Here is a 19,960-nt window from a genome sequence, read left to right as displayed (position 1 = left end):
TTTGGCGACTCATAGTGGTAATTTTTGACAACCCCTCGAATCGTTGCTTTGTGTCCCCACAAGTCGACCCGCCTGCCGATGGCTTCCTGGGGATTTGGGATTTCCCATAGACGTAGCGTTTCCTCATTAACAATCAGTTGTCGATCGGTGGTATCCGAAAAACCAGCTCGGGTCGTAGCATCGAAGTTTTTGCCAGCCAGTAATTGCATGCCCATTAAGTTAATAAACGAAGTGTCGATTGGGGTCAGATAATAGTTGTAGTTCGTTTTCTTAATGGCGTCAGACAAATTGATTCCCGTGGTTGTAGCCATCTGAGAAGACTCCAGGCCCGGTACGGAGCCGGAAACGGACACCGATTTTACCTGCGATTGATTGAGCAGCATTTGTCGAAACGCACCATAATCCTGTCGGGCATTTTTTTCCGCCGGAGCTTTCACCACCAGGGTATGATCAATCGTAATTCCTAAGTTCTGCTCCCGCAAAAAGGCCACCTGCTGGTAAACGGCGAACGTTTGTGTCAGCAGAACCAGCGTAATCGTAAACTGGAAAATGACCAGTGACTTACGAAGAACGGTGCCTTTCACTGAATGCGAGAAATTCCCTTTAAGTACCGTAACCGGATCGAATGAAGACAGGACAATGGCCGGATAAAATCCCGACAGAAAACTACTCAATACGAGAAAGGCCACCAGACTTTTCCAGAAAAATACGTCGCCAAATACGTTAAAACCTTCGGGCAAACCGGCTACCTGAACGAACGCAGAACGAAGGCCCGCTACTAACCCCACCGCCAGCGCTCCGGCAACGATATTGATCAGCACCGTTTCCAGAAAAACCTGCGTTCTTATTTGGCCCAGGGTGGAGCCAACAACCTTTCTCATGCCAATTTCACGCGCACGATCGAGGGCTTTGGATGTAGTCAGATTGACGTAGTTGACAAAGGCGCTAACCAGTACCAGAAACGCTACACCCAGCAAAAAATACACCGACCGTGCTTCCCCATTCGGTTCCGCTTCATAGGTTTTATGGGAGTACAGGTGAATATCGCCAATCGTCTGGCCGATTACCCGTTCGCTGATTATTTTCTTCTCGGTGAGCAGTCGATCACTAAAAGCAGCCAGCGATTTAGTAAACCGTTCGTAACTGGTGTTTTGGGCCAGTTGCACATAGGTATACGTATTATTGCTGTTCCAATCTTCTTCTCTTTGGCCAAAGTCCGACCACATCGTCGGGTAGGAGAAAAGCATATCGAATTTCAGATGCGTATTGGCCGGACTGTCGGGCACTACGCCCACGATCTCCAGCAGGATGCTGTTTTCGGGTCGGGAAATTTTCAGGGTTTTACCCAGCACATCCAGCGTCTTGAAGTAAGTCAACGCCATTGTTTTCGTCAGAACAGCCTGCCGGGGTCTTGTAAAAATATTAGTTTGGGTTCCCCGAATAAGGGGGTAGCTGAACATTGAAAAGAACGAAGAATCGACCGCCAGCGCTTTATCGACCAGGTAATACGTATCGCCAATCTGAATCGTCAGGTTTTTGCTGAACGGTTTGGCACGGGTGTAGTTAACGACTTCATTCATTTCCCGTTTGGCTTTGGGCCCAATCGGAGGATACGTTTCCGCATCCTGGTCGTCGACTGTGCTCCCGTTCAAATAGTCCATGGAGAGTCGCACAATCCGATTCATCAAGGGGTTGGTATTCTCATAACTTAACTCGAACCGTACGTACTGAATAATGAGCAACGCTACGGCCAACCCAGCGGCCAACCCTACTACATTGATGAGTGAGAAGATATTATTTCTCCTGAACACTCGTAGTGCAATTTTTATGTAGTTCGTTAGCATAGCGATAGGGGCATGGGGCAGAGGGGTTGGGGTGTAGAGCTGGATTGGGTTTACCATGACGACGGACCGCCCTATGCCCAAACCCCAGCCCTCTGCTATTCGGAACGTAATGATTTTACCGGATTCATGAGTGCAGCTTTGATGCTCTGGAAACTCACCGTCAGCAGCGCAATCACTACGGCCAGCGCACCCGCCAGTATGAGCATCCACCACGTAATATCAATCTTGTAAGCGAACGCCTGTAGCCACTTATTCATGGCGTACCAGGCCATTGGCGTTGCCAGTACAATGGCAATAGCTACCAGTTTGAGAAAATCTTTGGAAAGCATCGCAACAATACTGGTGACGCTGGCACCTAGTACCTTGCGCACACCGATTTCTTTGGTGCGTTGCTCAGCCGTGAACGTAGCCAGACCAAACAGGCCCAGACAGGCGACGAAAATGGTCAGCCCCGCGAAAATGCCCAGAATGCGTCCGGTCTTCTGTTCGGCCAGATACGTATCGTTGAATCGCTTGTCGAGGAACGAATACATAAAGGGTGCGTCGGGAGCAAATTTTTTCCATTCTTTCTCCATCGAGGCCAATAACCCAGACATATCTTTGGTTTTTGCCTTGATAATGACCGTTCCGTTGTTACGTCCGAGGGTCATCACCAGTGGAGAAATCGATTCGTGTAATGACCGGAAATGGAAATCTTTCACCACGCCCACAACTCGATACGTCTTTCTTTTGCCATCGTTCTCTGAGTGTGTAATCGTACGCCCTAAGGCGGTATTGTTCCAGCCGAATGTTTTTACAGCGGTTTCGTTCAAAATCACGCCCGACGAATCAGTACCATACTCTCTGGAGAAATTTCGACCAGCCGATAGCTGCATGCCCAGGGTTGGAATGTATTCGTAATCAACGTCGTAGCGAAGTGTTTTTACCAATTGGCTAGCGTTGGTTTCCGGGTAAACCATAAAGTTGTTACTGTAGCTTGGCCCCGCTGGCAGATAGCCCGACGTGCTGACACTAACAACGCGCGGGTCCTGCAAAATCTGGTTTCGGAAAACCTCTTCTTTTTGGTTAAGCTGCCACGTATCGGACAACACCAGAACCTGCTCTTTGGAATAGCCTAACTTCTTGTTCTGAATGTAACTCAACTGCCGGTAGACAACCGTAGTCCCAATCATCAGAATAATGGAGATAGAAAACTGAACCACTACCAGCCCGCTACGCAGGCTGATACTTTTCCGGTCGCCCGTAAATTTGGTGCTTTTCAATACGGCGATTGGTTTGAAAGACGACAGGAAAAATGCCGGATAGCTTCCGGCCAGAATGCCTACCAGCACACCAAGCAGCAGCAGGCCGGGAAAGAGCCAGACCCTATCGCCAAAATTTAGCGCCAGCGTTTTTCCCGCCAGTTCATTAAAGAGCGGTAACGCCAGGTACACGATGCCGACGGCCAGCACCAGCGCAAGCATAGTCAGCAGCAGCGATTCGATCAGAAACTGATACGTCAGACTTTGCCGCAACGAACCCATCACTTTGCGAATCCCGACTTCCTTCGCTCGTTTCGAAGCTCCAGCCGTACTCAGATTCATGAAGTTAATGCAGGCAATCAGCAACATAAACAGCGCAATAGCTCCGAAAATGTACACGTATTGAACATCGCCGTTAGGCGCCAGTTCTGCCGTTATATTGGAGTGTAAATGGATGTCGGTTAAGGGTTGCAGCCGGAAACTGAGGTCGTTCCCTTTCTGCCGGAACTGGCTCATACTCATTCCAAACGCCTGCTGTATTTGCGGCCCCATGTATTTGTTTACCATCTGTGGCAGTTTGGCTTCCAGTTGTTTGGGGTCATAGCCATCAGGCAGCACCAGATAGGTGTAATAACTTGACGTCATCCAGGAAGGTGATTTCGCATCGGATACGTCTGCCATCGACATAAACATGTCGAAATGAAAATGGGAATTGGTCGGTACTTTGTCAATAAGGCCAGTTATCCGAAACGGCGTATTCCAGCTTTTGATGAGCAAGGATTTACCAATCGGATTTTCGTTGCCAAAAAATTTTCGGGCCATTTCCTGCGTAATAACTGCCGTACCGGGCTGATTCAATGCCGTTTTAGCATCGCCCCGGATAAGCGGCAGGGTGAACACCTGAAAAAAATTGGAATCAACGTAGGCTAGCTGATTATCCCGAAACGTTTTTTCGCCAACCGTAATCGCCGGTGAGCCCGCTGTACGAATCCGGGTCGCTTCTTCCACTTCTGGATAGTCCGTTTTCAGCGTCTGCGCAACCGGCGGCATTATACTGGCTTCGTTGATTTCTCCACCGTTCATAACTCCGTGAAACACAATGCGCACAATCCGGTTAGCTTTGGCATTGTATCGGTCGTAGCTTAGCTCGTCCAGCAGAAATAAGCTGATAAGCAGACACGTAGCCAGACCGAGCGCCAGTCCGACAATGTTGATGGCCGAAAAGGCTTTATTGCGAAGCAGATTCCGCCAGGCGATTTTTATGTAGTTTGTAAGCATAGTGGTAGGGTTATGGGCAGAGGGGTTGGGGTGAAGAACTGGATGGGTTTTACCGCGACGACGGACCGCCCTCTGCTATTCAGAACGTAGTGATTTCACCGGAGTTGTTAACGCGGCTTTGATACTCTGGAAACTCACCGTCAGTAAGGCTATGGCAATGGCTAACGTACCGGCCAGCGCAAATACCCACCATTCAATCGCAATCCTGTACTGAAAATCCTCTAGCCACGACCGCATCAGATACCAGGCGATAGGTGATGCAAGAACAATGGCAACCACCACCAGCTTTAGGAAATCTTTAGAGAGTAGCGAAATAATGCTGAATACCGAAGCGCCCAGCACTTTTCGCACGCCAATCTCTTTCGTGCGCGACTCAGCCGTAAATGCAGCCAGACCAAACAGGCCCAGACAGGCGATGAAAATCGCTAAACCGGCAAAAACCCGGGAAAGCATACCCATCTGATGCTCCGCTTTGTAATAATTGTTAAGGCTTTCATCGTAAAACTGGCCATCAAACGCTACCTCCGGGAAGATTTTTTCGTAAGCAGCTTTAATCCGGTCTACCGTTTGTGGTAAATTCTTTGACTGAATTTTAACCCCACCGCTCCAGTAATATTTGTCGGAAATCATCATTAACATCGGGTTAATGGCTTCACGGGCCGAACTGGTATGGAAATCTTTCACCACGCCCACAATAGGAGCGGGTTCCAGACCGCCCATGCGCAACTTCCGACCGAGGACTGATTCGGGATTTTTAATGCCAAGCTTTTTGAGCAGCGTTTCATTGACCACAAACTTGGTGAGCGTATCATTGATGGCATACGGCGCCCCCGCCAGGAATTTTAGATCATACGTAGCAAAATAGCCACCGTCGGCCATCTTCATCGAAAGCTGGAAATCTTCGTCTTTCGACAGATTGGTAAAGCTGAAATTGCTTTGCCAGTTATTGTCGGACGATGGGTGATCGGATGAAAACGAGACGGCTTTTACGTCAGGGAGTTGCATCAGCTCATTACGGAACGTAGCGTAACGGCTGCGGTATTCGGTATCCATATTCAGCGTCAGTACGCCCTCTTTCGTAAAGCCCAGATCAAGTTTGCTGAGGTAACTCATCTGGCGTAGATTAATAACCGTGCTGATGATCAGTACCAGCGCCGTAGCGAACTGGAAAACAATTAATCCCTGACGTAGCGATACACCCTGCATCCAGCCTTTCGACAGGTTTTTGCGGAATACCTCCAGCGGTGAGAATGAGGATAGAATCAGCGATGGATACAGACCGGACAGCAGCGTTAGGGCAAGCAACAACCCCAGCAGCATAAGGCCCAGACCGGAGTCCAGATAAGTCGATAGATTGGCTGGTACATCAAACACTTTCTCAAGCAGCGGGAGTGCTAAATAGGCTAACGTAACCCCTAGTACCATCGACGTCAGCACAACCAGGAATGTTTCGGTCAGAAACTGAACTACCAACTGAGATTTCTGGCTGCCCAATACTTTCCGAACCCCAACCTCTTTGGCGCGTCGGGTAGCCAGTGCCGAATAAATATTGATGAAATTGATGCAGGCCATAAGCAGAATGAGAATACCTACCGTAGCAATATTCTGGATCCGCTCTCTGGGCACAGTTTTACTTTTAAAATTGCTGAACCGGTCGTCGTAATGCATATCGGCCAGCGGGCTCAGAAAATGCGTTTTCTTATGGTTCGCCTTTCGGGCATCGTAATGTTTATGCGAGAATTTGTCGAGCAATGAATTGGCCGTAGCGACCGAGAACTTTTCGGGCATCAACACAAAAATCTGGTCATTGCTGCTCGTGCTGTTCCAGTTATCGAACGTACCAAAACCAAATAAGTCGGGTTTTGCCCGCTTCGATGCGTACGAAATAACCAGATTCATCGGGAAGTCAGTATTCTTCGGCGCATCTTCCAGTACGCCTACCACCTGCATGGTTGTCTGGTTGTTGATACGTATAAATTTGCCGATGGCCTGCTGATAATCGCTGAAATATTTCGTTGCGTATGTCTTCGACAAAACCGCTACGTTCGGGCGCTCCAGTAACTCGGGACGACCAAGAATCCAGCGGAAATTGAACAGCTTGAAGAAGTCGGGTTCAACCAGCAATCCTTCGTTTTTCTCGATGAATTTCGTTTTCGAGTTGGTTGCCTTTGCATCGGCTCCCAGCACCGTTACCTGCGGGTCGAGCGTACCGAAAACCGGTACAATTTTTTCGAATTGAGGAATATCAGCTTTGAGCGCTGCCGCTACGGGCAATGCACTACCCGGCGTAAATTCATCGCTTCCATTTGAGTAAACTTCGTGCCGGGCCACCCGATAGATTCGATCATATTGCGTGTGGAATTTGTCGAAACTTAGCTCGTAACGTACCACCAGAAAGAGCAGCAGTGCAGCCGCTACGCCCACACTCAGACCGAGTGTGTTCAGCAACGTAAAGGCTCGTTTGCGGACTAGGTTTCGCCAGGCGATTTTAAAGTAGTTTGTTAACATAAGGCATAGACGCAGTGCTTGTAACCCGTGCCGTTATAATTCGACCAAATGACGTACCACGATTTTAAGTTATTGTATTTCAGTGATTTGTATTTATGGCGTAACGCACTTCTGTCCGCAAACGGACGTAAGACGGCCAGTTGCGGACAGAAGTACAATTGTTGGCAAAGGGCGTGAAGCATTGGGCATAGGATGCCCCCTTCACCCCAACCCCCATGCTCTCTGCTATTCGGAACGTAGTGATTTCACCGGATTCATGAGCGCAGCTCTGATACTTTGGAAGCTGACGGTCAAAAAAGCGATGCCAATGGCACAGACAGCCGCCAGCACGAAGATCCACCAGCCCATATCGATTTTGTAAGCGAACTCACGGAGCCACTGATTGGCCATGTACCAGGCAATGGGCGACGCAATCGCAATGGACACGATAACCAGTTTCAGAAAATCTTTCGAGAGTAGAGCCACAATACCCGAAACGGACGCGCCGAGCACTTTACGGATACCGATTTCTTTCGTGCGTTGGGCAATGGTGTACGACGATAAGCCAAATAAGCCCAGCGAGGCAATCAGGACAGCCAGCAGCGAGAAGAAACTGGTGATTTTACCGAAAATCTGATCATCATGGTATTGCCGGTTAAACTGCTCATCCATAAAGAAATACGAGAAGTTGTTGCCCGGAAAAAATGTCTGGTACCGTTGTTTGATCAGATCAATCGTCTGGTTCAGATCATTGGTGGCAACTTTCAGGGAATAATAGCCGCCGTTGGTATAAAACGGCTGGAAAATAATCGGCTCAATCGAGTGACGTAACGACTGCTGATGAAAATCGCTGACGACACCTACAATTTCCCAGTCCCGACCAAATAATTTGACTTTTTCTCCGACCGCCGACGTAGCATTCTTAATGCCCAGCAGTTCGGCTGCCGATCGGTTGAGGATCATGTTGGTTACTTTGGCAGGGTTTGCGTTCGAATCCGTTACACGAAAATCCCGACCGGCCAGCAGGTTAATTTTGTACGTACTGAAAAAGTCGAAATCTACACCCATACGACTAATCGTTACGCCCTTTTCAGCGTTAGAGCCAGTTCGCTTGACGTTAAACGTACGCGGCAGCCGGTCTCCAAACAGGTTGACGGATGCTGCGGCTGCTTTAACGGAGGGATAGTGCCGGAGATCGTTTTTGAAACTGTTGATACGGTCAATCGATGTTGAATCCCAGCGAGTCATGTCGGGGCCAGTAACCACCAGCATCTGCTCCATGTTGAAGCCCAGGTTTTGGTTGCGCATAAAGTTGATTTGCCGGAACACAACGAACGTACCGATAATGAGCACAACTGATGCGGTATACTGAAACACCACCAGCGATTTCCGGACCCAGGCGCCCGAACCCGATCGTTTGAAACTCCCTTTCAGAACGCTGATTGGCTGGAAGGCAGAAATAGCGAAGGCTGGGTAGTAGCCGGACAAAAACATCCCTAGGCAAAATATTCCGGCTAACGTAATGGCCATCAGGCTGCCGCCGTAACCCGTGCCGATCAGCAACGAAAGCGAAAGAGGACGTCCAATGAGTTCGTTTAGAAGCGGTTGCAGGGATACGGTCAGCATCAGCGCCAGGGCCAGCGCCAGCAGATTTAACAACACCGACTCTGACAGGAACTGGAAAATAAGCTGGTTTCCAGTTGCGCCCGCTACTTTGCGAACGCCCACTTCTTTCGCGCGTTCCAGCGATCGGGACGTAGCGAGATTGATGTAATTGATCCAGGCAATGAGCAGAATGAAAGCCGCAATAATCAACATTGTCCAGACGGCTTTCCCGTTGTTGACAACGCCGATTTCGTACTCATAATCGGAATACAAATGGGCCTTACGTAACGGCTGGAGATAGAATTTTTCGACGCTGCCCGAAACTTTGTCGCCTTTGAAATAGCGTTCGCTGAAAGCCGGAAATTTTCGCTCCAGAGCCACCGCATCCGCAGTTGGTTTGAGCTTCAGGTAATGCCACATATCGGAGCCGTCCCAACTCGTTTTTACCCAGTCACCCCAGGTTCTGACCAGCGTTTCGTAGGAAATCAGCGCGCCAAATTGCAGATGCGACGTAGCAGGAACATCTTTGATGATCCCCGTGATCTGGTAAGGAACGCTATCCAAATCTACAAAGAGCGCTTTACCGATCAGCTTGGCGTAATCGGCTGGCTGAACGCCAAAAATACGTTTTGCATTGCTTTCTGTCAGCACCAGGCTGTTCGGGGCTTTCAGGGCCGTTTTGGGATCGCCGGCCAGCATCGGGAACGTGAAAAATGTCAGGAAATGGTCATCGGCAAATAGGGTATTTTCTTCCGGGTAAAGCGCCTTCTCCCGACGCAATTTGATACGTCCACTTCCCACGATGGTCGTATAAGCGTCAATCTCATCGTAATCCTTCGCCATTGTTTTGCCAATGGTCGGATACGTAATGGTGCCATGCTGAACAAGTTTTCCCTGCTGGAAACGGTCGTTCGTAACGCGGTAAATTCGGTTAAAGTCCTGTTGAAACCGGTCGAAGCTCAGTTCAAAACTAACGTATTCTAAAATCATCAGGCAGGCGGTAATTCCCACGACTAGCCCCACCAGATTAACAGCCGAAAAAACCTTGTTTTTCCATAGATTACGTACCGCGATTTTAAGGTAATTACGCAACATTGTCGTTTGAATTATTTCCCACTTTTAGGTAAGCCGATTTCTTTCTCAACGCCTTCAATGATACGTTGCCGTTCCTGCTGCGACTTGCCACGGGCGTTGATGGTCCGTTCGTACGTAGTGTCCTCGCCATCTTTCTCGAATCGATAGCGTAAATACAGTTTTCCGGAATCTGAATCGTACGTCACTTCTTTGGTGAATGGGTGCTCACCACCTACAGCGGTAGTCTGGACGCTGCCATTCGTTGCGACAACCGTTGGGCTATCGCTGCCTACTATCGTTATCGATTCACTGCTATCAAAACGAGGAGGTTTTGGCGCTTTCGGTGCCTTTGGTGCTCTCGGCGCTACAGGAGCAACTGGCTCATCGATGGTGGCACTAACGGGTTGGGGGGGCTCCGGCGGCTCGGGTGTTTGGATATTCAGTGAGTCCAGAATGCGTTCGCGCAGGGCATTTCGTTGATCCAAAGTCATACCCGATACGTCGATACTACGGTCGTAATGAATCGATTTTCCATCGACCGTACCGTGTACGCGGATTGACAGATTTTTTTCGTCGTCGTTGATGTAACTGTTGATCGACGAATGTTTTTGCGCGAATGCCAATGAGCCGGTCAGCGCAAGAATTGTGGTAAGGAGTGTTTTCATGGGTTTTGTGTTTTTGCGTGGGTTTGGGATGACATACATTTGCCTTTACTCCCAGGCCCTCTGCCCTAAGCTACTCAGATCGTAACGATTTGACCGGGTTCATCAGGGCGGCTCTGATACTCTGGAAACTGACTGTAATAAAGGCAATGGCTGTTGCCAGAAGGCCAGCCACAACGAAGATCCACCAGGGAATGGTAATCTTGTAGGCAAAATTCTGTAGCCATTTGTTCATCGCCCACCAGGCTATCGGTGAGGCAATCAGGATAGCGATAACCACCAGTCTTAAAAAGTCTTTGGACAGCAGCAAGACGATGTTCATGACCGATGCGCCCAGCACTTTCCGTACGCCAATCTCTTTGGTACGTTGTTGAGCCGCAAAAGCCGCCAGTCCAAACAGACCCAGACACGAAATCAGAATGGAAATGGCTGTGAAGTAACTGACAATGCGCGACGTGCGGGCTTCGGCTTCGTAATTCTTCTGGAAATCTTCGTTCAGGAAGGTGTATGAAAACGGTTCGTCGGGGCGTAACGCTTTCCATTTCTGTTCCATAAAATTCAATACGTTCGCCATGTTGTCCGTATTGACGTGCACAATGATATAATTGTAATCAGGCTGGCTGTTCAGCAGAAACGTGAACGGTTCGATGGTCTGATGCAGGTTTTCGTAGTGGAAATCTTTCAGTACGCCCACAATTTCGAAATGGAGCGTTGTCCCCTGCCAGTCGAAATTAAGTTTCTGCCCAATAGCCTTGTTAACCGGAATCTGAAATTTACGTAAGGTGGCTTCATTGACCACGAGCCGATTGTTCGTATCGCCCGGAAACTGGCGGGAAAACATACGGCCCGTAACCAGTTTAAAGCCCATTGTTTGCAGATAGTCGTAATCAACCCGATTGGTTTTAACACTCTGACCGTTCAGCGCACTCTGTTCGGGCTTATACAGGAGAAAATCAGTTGCGTTATTAATGCCGGGATAATACTGAGTTCCGGCGGCACCTACTATCTGATTGTTCTGTAAAATTTCGCTTCGAAACGTAGTATAAATGCCATGAGCTTCCTTACTGCTAAGCGGGACAGCAATCTGCTGATCCTGCGTAAATCCCAGCGATTTGTTCCGCAAAAAGCGCATCTGTTCCTGAATGACGAACGTAGCAAGTACCAGTCCAACCGAAATCACAAACTGAAACACCACCAGCCCCCGACGTAGCGCAACGGCCGATAAGTTGTTGACAAATTTGCCTTTCAGCACCTGCGCCGGGTTGAACAGCGAGAGATAAAAAGCCGGGTAACTACCCGCTAGTAAACCGGTTAGCAACGCCAGCCCAAGAAACGCCATTGCAATACGTGGGTCGAATAGTTCGGATGCCTGCAAAGCTTTGGCTGTTAGTTGATTAAAGACGGGTAACAGCATCACAACCAGGCCAAGGGCAATAGCCAGCGCCAGGAACGACAGAACGATCGACTCACCCAGAAACTGTCCAATCAGCGAACCGCGTTCTGCACCCATCACTTTCCGAACGCCAACTTCTGCCGCCCGTTTGGCCGAACGGGCCGTACTCAGATTCATAAAATTGATGCAGGCAATTAATAAGGTAAACAGAGCAATCGACGCCAGAATGTACAGATACGTAGTGCTGTTGGTGGGCGTGACGACGCTTCCCAGCTCATCGAAAAGGTGTAGGTCCGGCACCGGAACCAGAAACAATTTTTTGTCGAAACCCACATTCTTCAAATCGTTGCTGGCGTACTTATTCATAAAGGCCGGAAACTTCTGCTGCAACTGATCCACACTCGAACCCGGTTTCAGTTTCAGATACGTAACGAACATATTGTTGCAACAAAAATCCAGTTTGGATTCGCGCAGAAAACCGCCAACCCAGCCCGCAGACATGGGCAGAAAAAATCGGGCGTCGATGTGCGAACGGGCACTTTCATCGCGATAAACACCCGTTACTTTGAAGTCTTCGCTATTGCCCGACGTACCACCGATACGTATCAGTTTGTTCAGCGCCGACGTAGTACCAAACAGTTTGTGGGCAATTTCTTCCGACAGCACTATGGAATTTCGATCGGCCAGCGCGGTACGTGGATTGCCTTCCGTGAATTGGTACGAAAACAAATCGAAAAAAGTAGAATCGACCTGATAGCCTTTCGTTTCGTAAAACGATTTAACCGCTTTGCCGCCTTCGCGCACCTGTAGTAATGCTTTGTCGTCAATGATATTGATCCATAAACGGGCTACCTGTTCAATTTCCGGAAACTCCGACTTCAGCGCAAACGCATACGGGGCTGATGCTGTCGAATTCTTGTCGCTTTCGGCTCCCTTGTTTCCCCGGCCAATGATTGTTTCCTGAGCCATAAGATACAACCGACTGGCGTGTTGCTGATGCTTATCGTACGACAATTCACTACGTATGTACAGCAGGAGCAACATGCAGCAAGTCATCCCAACCGACAGGCCGAAGATGTTGATGGCCGAAAACGACTTACTACGCAGCAGATTACGGACGGCGATTTTGAGATAGTTTGTGAGCATGGGGCATAGGGGTTTGGGTATAGGGCGTGGAGTTCGGGGTGAAGGGATAGCATTAAGTTTCCCGTGACGACGGACCGCCCTATTCCCCGAGCCCAATGCCCTCTGCTATTCACTACGTAAACTCTTCACCGGATTCATGAGCGCGGCTTTTATGCTTTGAAAACTCACCGTTATAGCCGCTACCAGCACAGTTGCCAGAATCGCAATGGCAAAAATACCAGAACCAAAATCGATTTTATATTCAAAGCCCTGTAACCATTTGTTCATAATCCACCAGGCTACGGGTGCTGCCACAACAAAAGCAATGACAATCAACTGAGCGAACTCCTTGCCAAAGAGCCATACAATACTTCCGACGCTGGCGCCCAACACTTTCCGAACCCCAATTTCTTTCGTCTTCTGCGTGGCCATAAACAGCACCAGACCATACAACCCCAGGCAGCCGATCAGCATGGCAATACCCGCAAAAAAGTTGATCAGTTTCGACATTGTCTGTTCCTGGCGGTAGCTGCGTTCGATCTGAACGTCGACAAACTGATGGGTGAAATAACTATCCGGATAAACTTGGTTGTAGAACTTCTCCAGCTGGCTGATGGCCCGCTGAAAATTACCCGAATGAAGCTGCACATTAGCCGCGTAATACCGGTTCGCCCTTGTTGTCAGGAAGAGCGGACTAATGGCTGTTTTGAGTACCTCCTGGTTGAAATCTTTGACAACGCCGATTATTTCCAGCTTTTTCCCGTCAACATGTAAGAGTTTGCCTAACACCTGATTCGGATTACTTAGCCCTAGTTTGCGGACGAACATTTCGTTGACCAGTGTTTCGCGGGACGTATCGGCCGGGTAGAGGTTTCGGCCAGCCACAACCTTAAGGCCGTATAAATCGAGGTAATTGGCATCGATGTATTTTCGCTGAATACTGAAATCTTCGTTTTTCGGCCGATTGTCATATTTCAGACCAGTTGAGCTTGTCCAGCCTGACTGTGGGGCACCACTCATGGAGTAGCTGAACTTCTCAACGTCGGGAACGCTGGTGGCCAGGTTACGGAACGTACTCAGTTTCGTTACGTCCTGAACAGGCACAGAAGGCAACTGAATGGTCAGAATGGCGTTTTTTCGGAAACCTAAATCTTTAGTTTGCACAAATGTCAATTGGCTCGTAACGACGATCAGACCGATAATCAGTATTTGCGAGATAGCGAATTGCGTAATGACCAGGCCCCGGCGTACTGAAAAGCCGCCCACTTGTTGCGAGGTTATTTTGCCCGTCAGCGCCATCACCGGTCGAAAACCTGCCAGCACCAGAGCCGGATAAATACCCGATAGGGCAATGACTCCAACAACCAGCAGAACCAGCCAGCCAATAACGGATGGCGTAAAATAGAAGGTGAACTTGAACGCACCTGATAAATTTTCCTGAATGAGGTCTTGCCCAATCTGAAAAAGTCCGATAGCAATTGCCGTTGCCACAAGGGTGATCAGGGCGGTTTCGCCCATGAACTGCCAGAACAACTGAGGTCGCGTGCTGCCCATCACTTTCCGAACACCTACCTCCCGCGACCGTGTAAGCGCCTGCGCCGTCGCCAGATTCACAAAATTGATGCTGGCCGTGATGATCAGAAAAACACCGATGATGAACAGCGATAAAATCAGTCCTTTACTAACACCGCCATGATCGGTCGAGAAATGAATGGCGCTCAGCGGCTGCATCGGGAACCGGGTGTCTTTAACCCCGGTCGGCTTATTTTTCCTGACAAACGCCAGCATCTGCCGGTCCCAGTCGGCCTGCGTAAACCGCTCGTTCAGCGTTACGTAGCACTGCGTACTACTGTTCGTATCATCGAACCCGTTATCATCGCTTCCCCGATATTCTTTAAGACTAGCCCACGACGGCATAATCGAATAGGGGAAATCGGTATTGTCTTGATAATCAGAGAAAATGCCAACAATGCGTAGGTTCAGACGGCCGTCGAGTTTGACGGTTTTACCGATCACGTTTGTGGTCGTGCCAAAGTATTTCTGGGCACTTTTAGCGCTGAGTACCGCCGTATTCGGCTGAGTCAGATCGGCCGGGCCGCCCGCTACCCACTCGTAGTCGAAGATGCGGAAATAAGTCGGCTCAACAAAGGCGCCTATCCCGTCCGTTTCTTTGAATTTTTTGTCGGGACCCTTCGCCATCGGAATCACTACGGTAGGTTCCTCTTCCTGATCAATCATCGCTACATTTTCAATTTCCGGATGATCGTTACGTAGTGTTTTCCCGAATACATAGGGAACGCCGGGCGTATGGAATTCCCCCGCAGGTGAGAAGAATGTTGTGGTTATCCGGTAAATACGGTCATATTTCTGGTGATGCCGGTCGATGCGATAATGGTAGCGAACCAGGGCAAAAATCAGCATGGCGCTGCCAATGCCGAGTGCAAGTCCCGTTACGTTGATCAACGCGTACGACCGGTTTTTAACTAAATTCCGCCAGGCGATTTTAAGATAGTTTGTGAGCATAGGGCATGGGGTTTGGAATGAAGGGCTGAATTGGGTTTACCATGACGACGACGGACCGCCCTCTGCCTAAACCCTATGCCCTCTGCTATTCACTACGTAGTGATTTAATCGGATTCGTCAGCGCGGCTTTTATGCTCTGAAAACTCACCGTTAAGAGGGCAATGAGGACCGTCAGGCCACCGGCGAGCAGGAACACCCACCAATGGATGTCAGTACGATAAGCGAAATCACTTAACCAGGTACTCATTGCGTACCAGGCAATGGGCGAGGCAATAATCAGCGCCACAATAACCAGTTTCATGAAGTCTTTTGAGAACAGCGCCACTAAACTCGCTTCGGATGCGCCCAGCACCTTCCGGATACCGATTTCTTTGGTACGTTGCTCGGCCATGAACATCGATAGACCGAACAGGCCCAGGCACGAAATCAGAATAGCAACGCCCGCAAAGATACTAAACAGCGTCTGTTGCGTTTGTTCGCGGGCGTAGAGCCGATCGAAACGTTCGTCCAGAAATTGGTAGTCAAATGGCTGTTGCGGGAAATACTGTTTGTAAACAGATTCGACCCGCTTGATGGCCTCTGAAACAGTACCATTGAGCGGTATCGACAGCCAGTTAAGCTGAGCAGGTTCAGGGCGTAGAATCATCGCCATTGCCGCCATATCCTGATGAAGCGACTCAAAGTGAAAGTCTTTCGTTACGCCGATAATCTGACCTTTGGCAGGACCATAATTGAACGGTTTACCAATGGCCTGTTCGGGTGTCCAGCCCAATTGCCGCACGGCCGTTTCGTTCAGCACCACCATTGACGTATCGGTCGAATAAGCACGGGAGAAATTGCGTCCGGCAGCCATACCGATCTGATAAGCCGGAATGAAATTATAATCGACACTCAATCCCCGCAGGTTAATTTTGACCGGAGCCATCGTATCGCCTTTCATGGCCATTGCGCCATAAGAGTCGAGCAGACGGCCCGACGGAATCCGCGACGAGCGCCCCATGTCGCGCACAACACCCGTTTGCACCAGTTGCTGCCTGAGCGTTTCGTAGTTGGTGGTCGAATCGCCGACATCGCGTAAAAGAAGAACCTGGTCTTTGGCATAACCCAGCCGATAATCCTGAATGTATTTCATCTGATTATAGACCACAGCGGTGCTGATAATGAGCACAATGGCTATGGAGAACTGCGTAACAACCAGCACTTGCCGAAGTTTGCCCGTACGCATGGTCGATGCAATTTTGCCTTTCAATACACCCAGCGGCTGAAACGACGTCAGGAAGAAAGCCGGATAGCTGCCGGCTACCAGACCGGTTAGTAACGTAATGCCAATGAGAACGCCCAGAAAAACCGGATCGAGCAATTGCTGAAAAGAGAGTTGTTTCTGGGTAAAATCGTTTAGCGCGGGCAGGCAGAGCATCACCAGGACGATAGCAATACTCAATGCCAGCATAACCAGCACAATGGATTCGCTCAAAAACTGACCAATAAGTTGAGTGCGTAAGGCCCCTACAACCTTACGCATCCCAACCTCTTTGGCCCGCCCCGCCGAACGGGCTGTTGCCAGATTCATGTAGTTGATGCAGGCAATCAACAAAATGAACAAACCAATGGCCGAAAACAGATAGATGTACGTAATATCGCTCGTTGGCTCAATCTCCGAATCAGTGTGTGAACGCAGGTGAATGCTTGTCAGCGGTTGAAGATTTAACACCGACCACTTTGATGGATTCGATCCTTCTTCTGCCGGAACATGTTTATCCTGAAAGGCCGGAAAAGCCGCTTCAATACGTTGTGGGTCAACCGGTCCGCCGTCGCGGTTTGGCTTGAGTAGTATATAGGTATTAAATGAGTTATTGCTCCAGTTTGATCGTAAACCTTCGGCGCCATAAACTCGATTATCGTTGAACGTAGTGAACGAGGCCAGAAAGCTAGGGTGAAAATGCGACTGTGCGGGCAGCGGCTCGAAGACGCCCGTAACGATAAAATCAAATTGATTGTTGAATCGAACCGTTTTTCCAACGGGGTTTTCTTTTCCGAAGTACTTCTCCGCCATTGGTCGGGAGAACATAATCGAAAACGGATTTTCTAAAGCATGATCGGGGTTGCCGCTGATCAGATTAAAATCAAATACTTTAAACAGGTTGGCTTCGGCAAAAAAGATATTTTTTTCGTTGAACGAATGTTCGCCGTAACGGATCAGGCCATTGTTATCGATGGTACGTACCACCTGTTCAGCTTCCGAAAAATCCTGTTTTATAAGCGGACCGAACGGGGGAGCTAACTGCGCCAGACGTAGCGAAGGTACGCCTTCCGACGAGAGGAATGTCCGGCTGACGCGATAGATGCGGTCGGCATGTGTATTGTAGCGGTCGTAGCTTAGTTCATCCCGAACGTAAAGCGCAATCAGCAGAAAACAGGCCAGCCCGACAGCCACACCCGTAATGTTTATGAAACTGAACGTTTTGTATCTCCGCAGGTTGCGAAAAGCAATCAGCAAATAGTTACGTATCATAACTGACAGTGAATTTGGCGCCACATATAGTTGCCCAAATGCTGTACCAGAAATTTAAACTACTGATTTTCAATAAGTTTATTGGTTGCCTATAAAAAGAATGTCCGCAAACGGACGCTAGTCGTACAGATGCGGACAGAGGAGAGGAGCGGGAGCAGAGCGCGTAGAATGACCTACGGGATTAGGATTATTAGCTACGTTAAATGATGTTAATAAATATTATTTTTAGTTACTTATGGCGTGCTTTGCTATTAGCAGTAGGTTATACCCGTTTACAAGTTAACCAAGTATGAAACACGCTTTCGCTTTTCTTTTTCTGTATTTACCCTTGGTTGGGGTGGCTCAAACGCTCACGATTGAAAGCCCTGCCAGACCACGTAATACCGTTTATCTGGAAGTTCTGGGTTCGGGTGGTGCTTACTCCCTTAACTACGAGCGTTTCCTGTTTTTAAGGCAGAAACAAGCCTATGGATTTCGAGTAGGTAGTTCCTATTTTGGAGGCCAAAAGGCAATAGCTCTTATTGGCGAACTGTTCGCACTGGCAGGAAAGGGCAATCACCATGGCGATTTTGGGATCGGGTTAACCAGGGTTAATCAACAAAGTTTTGGCTTTTATGCTTCCGGCTCTACAGCAAGATACACTACGCTATACGCGGTTCCTCGTGTAGGTTATCGGTACCAAAAACCAACCGGGGGCTTAATGGTACGTGTTGGTTTTACACCATTCATTAAAATGACCAAAAGAGTTGATAGCACTAGCCATATTAGTTCCTGGTTTGGCCTTTCCATTGGCTATAATTTCTGAGCAGATTGGCACTATTCGTATACAACTTGATAGCGTTGACAGGTATTAAACTTTTTGCAAACCGCCGTTCAAACTGTGACTTGTGGCTTTTGTAAGCGTTTGAAGTAGATAATTTAAACTGAATGTAACTTATTGATATACAATGTATTACGATTGAGTTGAGTATTACGTCCTGGTTTTCTTTTAGCTCACATTCTGGTTGATTGGCAGGTTGAATCGTTTGGGCCATTGTCGGTTTGTATGGTAGAAAATAATTCCCTATGTGTTTATCAATAAGCCATTTAATGGGTTTTCTATGAAAGCACACATACAAACTCAGGCCAATCTGGATCTACTATACTGGCCGCAGTTACAGGGCAGGAATGAGTTGGGTTTAAAAAAGCTGATTGAGCGCTATTTTAATGCTTTACAAAACTATGGCTACAAATTCGTTCGGGACGAAGATTTCGTGAAAGACTGCGTCCAGGAGTTTTTATCGAAATCTGGAGCCGTCGGACACGTATCAGTACGCCGGAAAGTGTGCGGGCTTATCTACTGGGTTCCGTGCGGAAACGCGTGTTACGGGAGGGGTTTCGGCAACGTAGCAATCGGGACGAAGAAGCCACCGATTTCGAAAACGATCTAACCTTTGTGGAGTTCTCTCCCGAATGGTCGGTAATTGAGCAGGAAAGTCTGGCTGAGACGACCCAGCGTATTTCGGATTCATTAAATCAATTGCCAATACGGCAGCGCGAGGTCATTTATCTGCGTTATTATCAGAATCTTAACCGGGACGAAATCGCTGAAATTATGAGTTTCAATCCACAATCGGTGTCCAATTTGTTACAATCGGCCTTTAAAACATTTCGGGAGAATTGGGTGGCTGCTCTGCTGCTGACAAACTGGCTGGGCGATGTGACGTTCTGAAAAATATACCGGTCTTTCGCCAATGGAACTGGAAAATATGTTTGCCAGCATCGTTCACGAGAGCCAGCCTGCTGTGATTCCCTTCTGGCGGAGACCGGCTATGTGCGTAGCCGCTACAATTTTGCTGATTCTGGGCGGGGGTTATTTTGCCTTTTTCCACCTGCAAAAGTCAAATTCTGAGAAGATTAGTCTTCGGAAAAATACTTTATTGAGAGAAATGAGCCCGGTACTGGCTACAGATTATACCGAAATTACTAACGAAAACGCCCAGCCTCGAACCTTCCTGTCGCAGGACAGTATTTGAAAATAGCCGTCGCTTTGATCTGTTGCGCACCGGACGTTTGATCAAGGCCGTGAAAGCAGAGACGAGTTTCGCCCGAAACCCGACTATTCAACCGTTCCATATTCTGCTGCCGATTCCGCAGAATGATCTGGATGCCAACCCGAACCTGACACAAAACCCTGGTTATTAATCATTCGTTAACCCGCTTCCTCAAAGCGTAGA

General features: G+C 48.7%; 13 protein-coding genes. 5 read left to right on the top strand and 8 right to left on the bottom strand.

Features of this window, described 5'->3' with window-relative positions; translation table 11 throughout:
* The 8 genes from ACOJS8_RS24290 to ACOJS8_RS24255 form a co-directional block, all read right to left on the bottom strand.
* Window positions 1-1,844, bottom strand: a 1,844-nt coding sequence (locus ACOJS8_RS24290; protein ID WP_420151150.1) for an ABC transporter permease, incomplete at its 3' end; no start/stop codon positions are given.
* A gap of 95 nt (window positions 1,845-1,939) precedes the next feature.
* Entirely contained in the window at window positions 1,940-4,363 is a 2,424-nt protein-coding gene (locus ACOJS8_RS24285) for an ABC transporter permease (RefSeq protein ID WP_420151149.1), read from the bottom strand.
* A 75-nt stretch (window positions 4,364-4,438) separates the two neighbouring features.
* Window positions 4,439-6,871, bottom strand: a complete 2,433-nt coding sequence (locus ACOJS8_RS24280) for an ABC transporter permease (protein WP_420151148.1) — start codon at window positions 6,869-6,871, stop codon at window positions 4,439-4,441.
* A 225-nt stretch (window positions 6,872-7,096) separates the two neighbouring features.
* Window positions 7,097-9,550, bottom strand: coding sequence for an ABC transporter permease (locus tag ACOJS8_RS24275; protein ID WP_420151147.1), 2,454 nt, complete (start codon window positions 9,548-9,550; stop codon window positions 7,097-7,099).
* A gap of 11 nt (window positions 9,551-9,561) precedes the next feature.
* A complete protein-coding gene (locus ACOJS8_RS24270) occupies window positions 9,562-10,194 on the bottom strand; it encodes a hypothetical protein (protein WP_420151146.1) in 633 nt (210 codons plus the stop codon).
* A gap of 70 nt (window positions 10,195-10,264) precedes the next feature.
* A complete protein-coding gene (locus tag ACOJS8_RS24265) occupies window positions 10,265-12,730 on the bottom strand; it encodes an ABC transporter permease (protein WP_420151145.1) in 2,466 nt (821 codons plus the stop codon).
* Window positions 12,731-12,835: 105 nt separating this feature from the next.
* Window positions 12,836-15,232, bottom strand: a complete 2,397-nt coding sequence (locus ACOJS8_RS24260; protein WP_420151144.1) for an ABC transporter permease — start codon at window positions 15,230-15,232, stop codon at window positions 12,836-12,838.
* A gap of 85 nt (window positions 15,233-15,317) precedes the next feature.
* Window positions 15,318-17,744: an ABC transporter permease gene (locus ACOJS8_RS24255; protein WP_420151143.1), complete on the bottom strand. Its 2,427-nt coding sequence runs from the start codon at window positions 17,742-17,744 to the stop codon at window positions 15,318-15,320.
* A gap of 289 nt (window positions 17,745-18,033) precedes the next feature.
* Here ACOJS8_RS24255 and ACOJS8_RS24250 point away from each other — a divergent pair, with 289 nt between their 5' ends.
* The 5 genes from ACOJS8_RS24250 (at window position 18,034) to ACOJS8_RS24230 (ending at window position 19,928) form a co-directional block, all read left to right on the top strand.
* Window positions 18,034-18,549: a hypothetical protein gene (locus ACOJS8_RS24250; RefSeq protein WP_420151142.1), complete on the top strand. Its 516-nt coding sequence runs from the start codon at window positions 18,034-18,036 to the stop codon at window positions 18,547-18,549.
* Between the two features lie 295 nt (window positions 18,550-18,844).
* Window positions 18,845-19,174 carry a hypothetical protein gene (locus ACOJS8_RS24245; RefSeq protein WP_420151151.1) on the top strand — a complete coding sequence of 110 codons (330 nt, stop codon included), beginning with the start codon at window positions 18,845-18,847 and terminating at the stop codon, window positions 19,172-19,174.
* Complete coding sequence (locus tag ACOJS8_RS24240) at window positions 19,069-19,455, top strand: RNA polymerase sigma factor (RefSeq protein ID WP_420151141.1); 387 nt, start codon at window positions 19,069-19,071, stop codon at window positions 19,453-19,455. Before ACOJS8_RS24245 ends, ACOJS8_RS24240 begins: the two co-directional genes overlap by 106 nt.
* A gap of 22 nt (window positions 19,456-19,477) precedes the next feature.
* On the top strand, window positions 19,478-19,759 hold the full coding sequence (locus ACOJS8_RS24235) for a hypothetical protein (RefSeq protein WP_420151140.1): 282 nt from the start codon (window positions 19,478-19,480) through the stop codon (window positions 19,757-19,759).
* Window positions 19,760-19,808: 49 nt separating this feature from the next.
* Complete coding sequence (locus ACOJS8_RS24230) at window positions 19,809-19,928, top strand: RagB/SusD family nutrient uptake outer membrane protein (protein ID WP_420151139.1); 120 nt, start codon at window positions 19,809-19,811, stop codon at window positions 19,926-19,928.
* Window positions 19,929-19,960 lie beyond the last annotated feature (32 nt).

The sequence above is a fragment of the Spirosoma sp. genome, assembly GCF_048594605.1.
GTDB lineage: Bacteria > Bacteroidota > Bacteroidia > Cytophagales > Spirosomataceae > Spirosoma.
This window is presented reverse-complemented; position numbering and strand designations above follow the sequence as displayed.

Coding starts and splice junctions, on each gene's coding strand:
- ACOJS8_RS24285 (WP_420151149.1), bottom strand. CDS start 4,363: ATGCTTACAAACTACATAAAAATCGCCTGGCGGAATCTGCTTCGCAAT.
- ACOJS8_RS24280 (WP_420151148.1), bottom strand. CDS start 6,871: ATGTTAACAAACTACTTTAAAATCGCCTGGCGAAACCTAGTCCGCAAA.
- ACOJS8_RS24275 (WP_420151147.1), bottom strand. CDS start 9,550: ATGTTGCGTAATTACCTTAAAATCGCGGTACGTAATCTATGGAAAAAC.
- ACOJS8_RS24270 (WP_420151146.1), bottom strand. CDS start 10,194: ATGAAAACACTCCTTACCACAATTCTTGCGCTGACCGGCTCATTGGCA.
- ACOJS8_RS24265 (WP_420151145.1), bottom strand. CDS start 12,730: ATGCTCACAAACTATCTCAAAATCGCCGTCCGTAATCTGCTGCGTAGT.
- ACOJS8_RS24260 (WP_420151144.1), bottom strand. CDS start 15,232: ATGCTCACAAACTATCTTAAAATCGCCTGGCGGAATTTAGTTAAAAAC.
- ACOJS8_RS24255 (WP_420151143.1), bottom strand. CDS start 17,744: ATGATACGTAACTATTTGCTGATTGCTTTTCGCAACCTGCGGAGATAC.
- ACOJS8_RS24250 (WP_420151142.1), top strand. CDS start 18,034: ATGAAACACGCTTTCGCTTTTCTTTTTCTGTATTTACCCTTGGTTGGG.
- ACOJS8_RS24245 (WP_420151151.1), top strand. CDS start 18,845: ATGAAAGCACACATACAAACTCAGGCCAATCTGGATCTACTATACTGG.
- ACOJS8_RS24235 (WP_420151140.1), top strand. CDS start 19,478: ATGGAACTGGAAAATATGTTTGCCAGCATCGTTCACGAGAGCCAGCCT.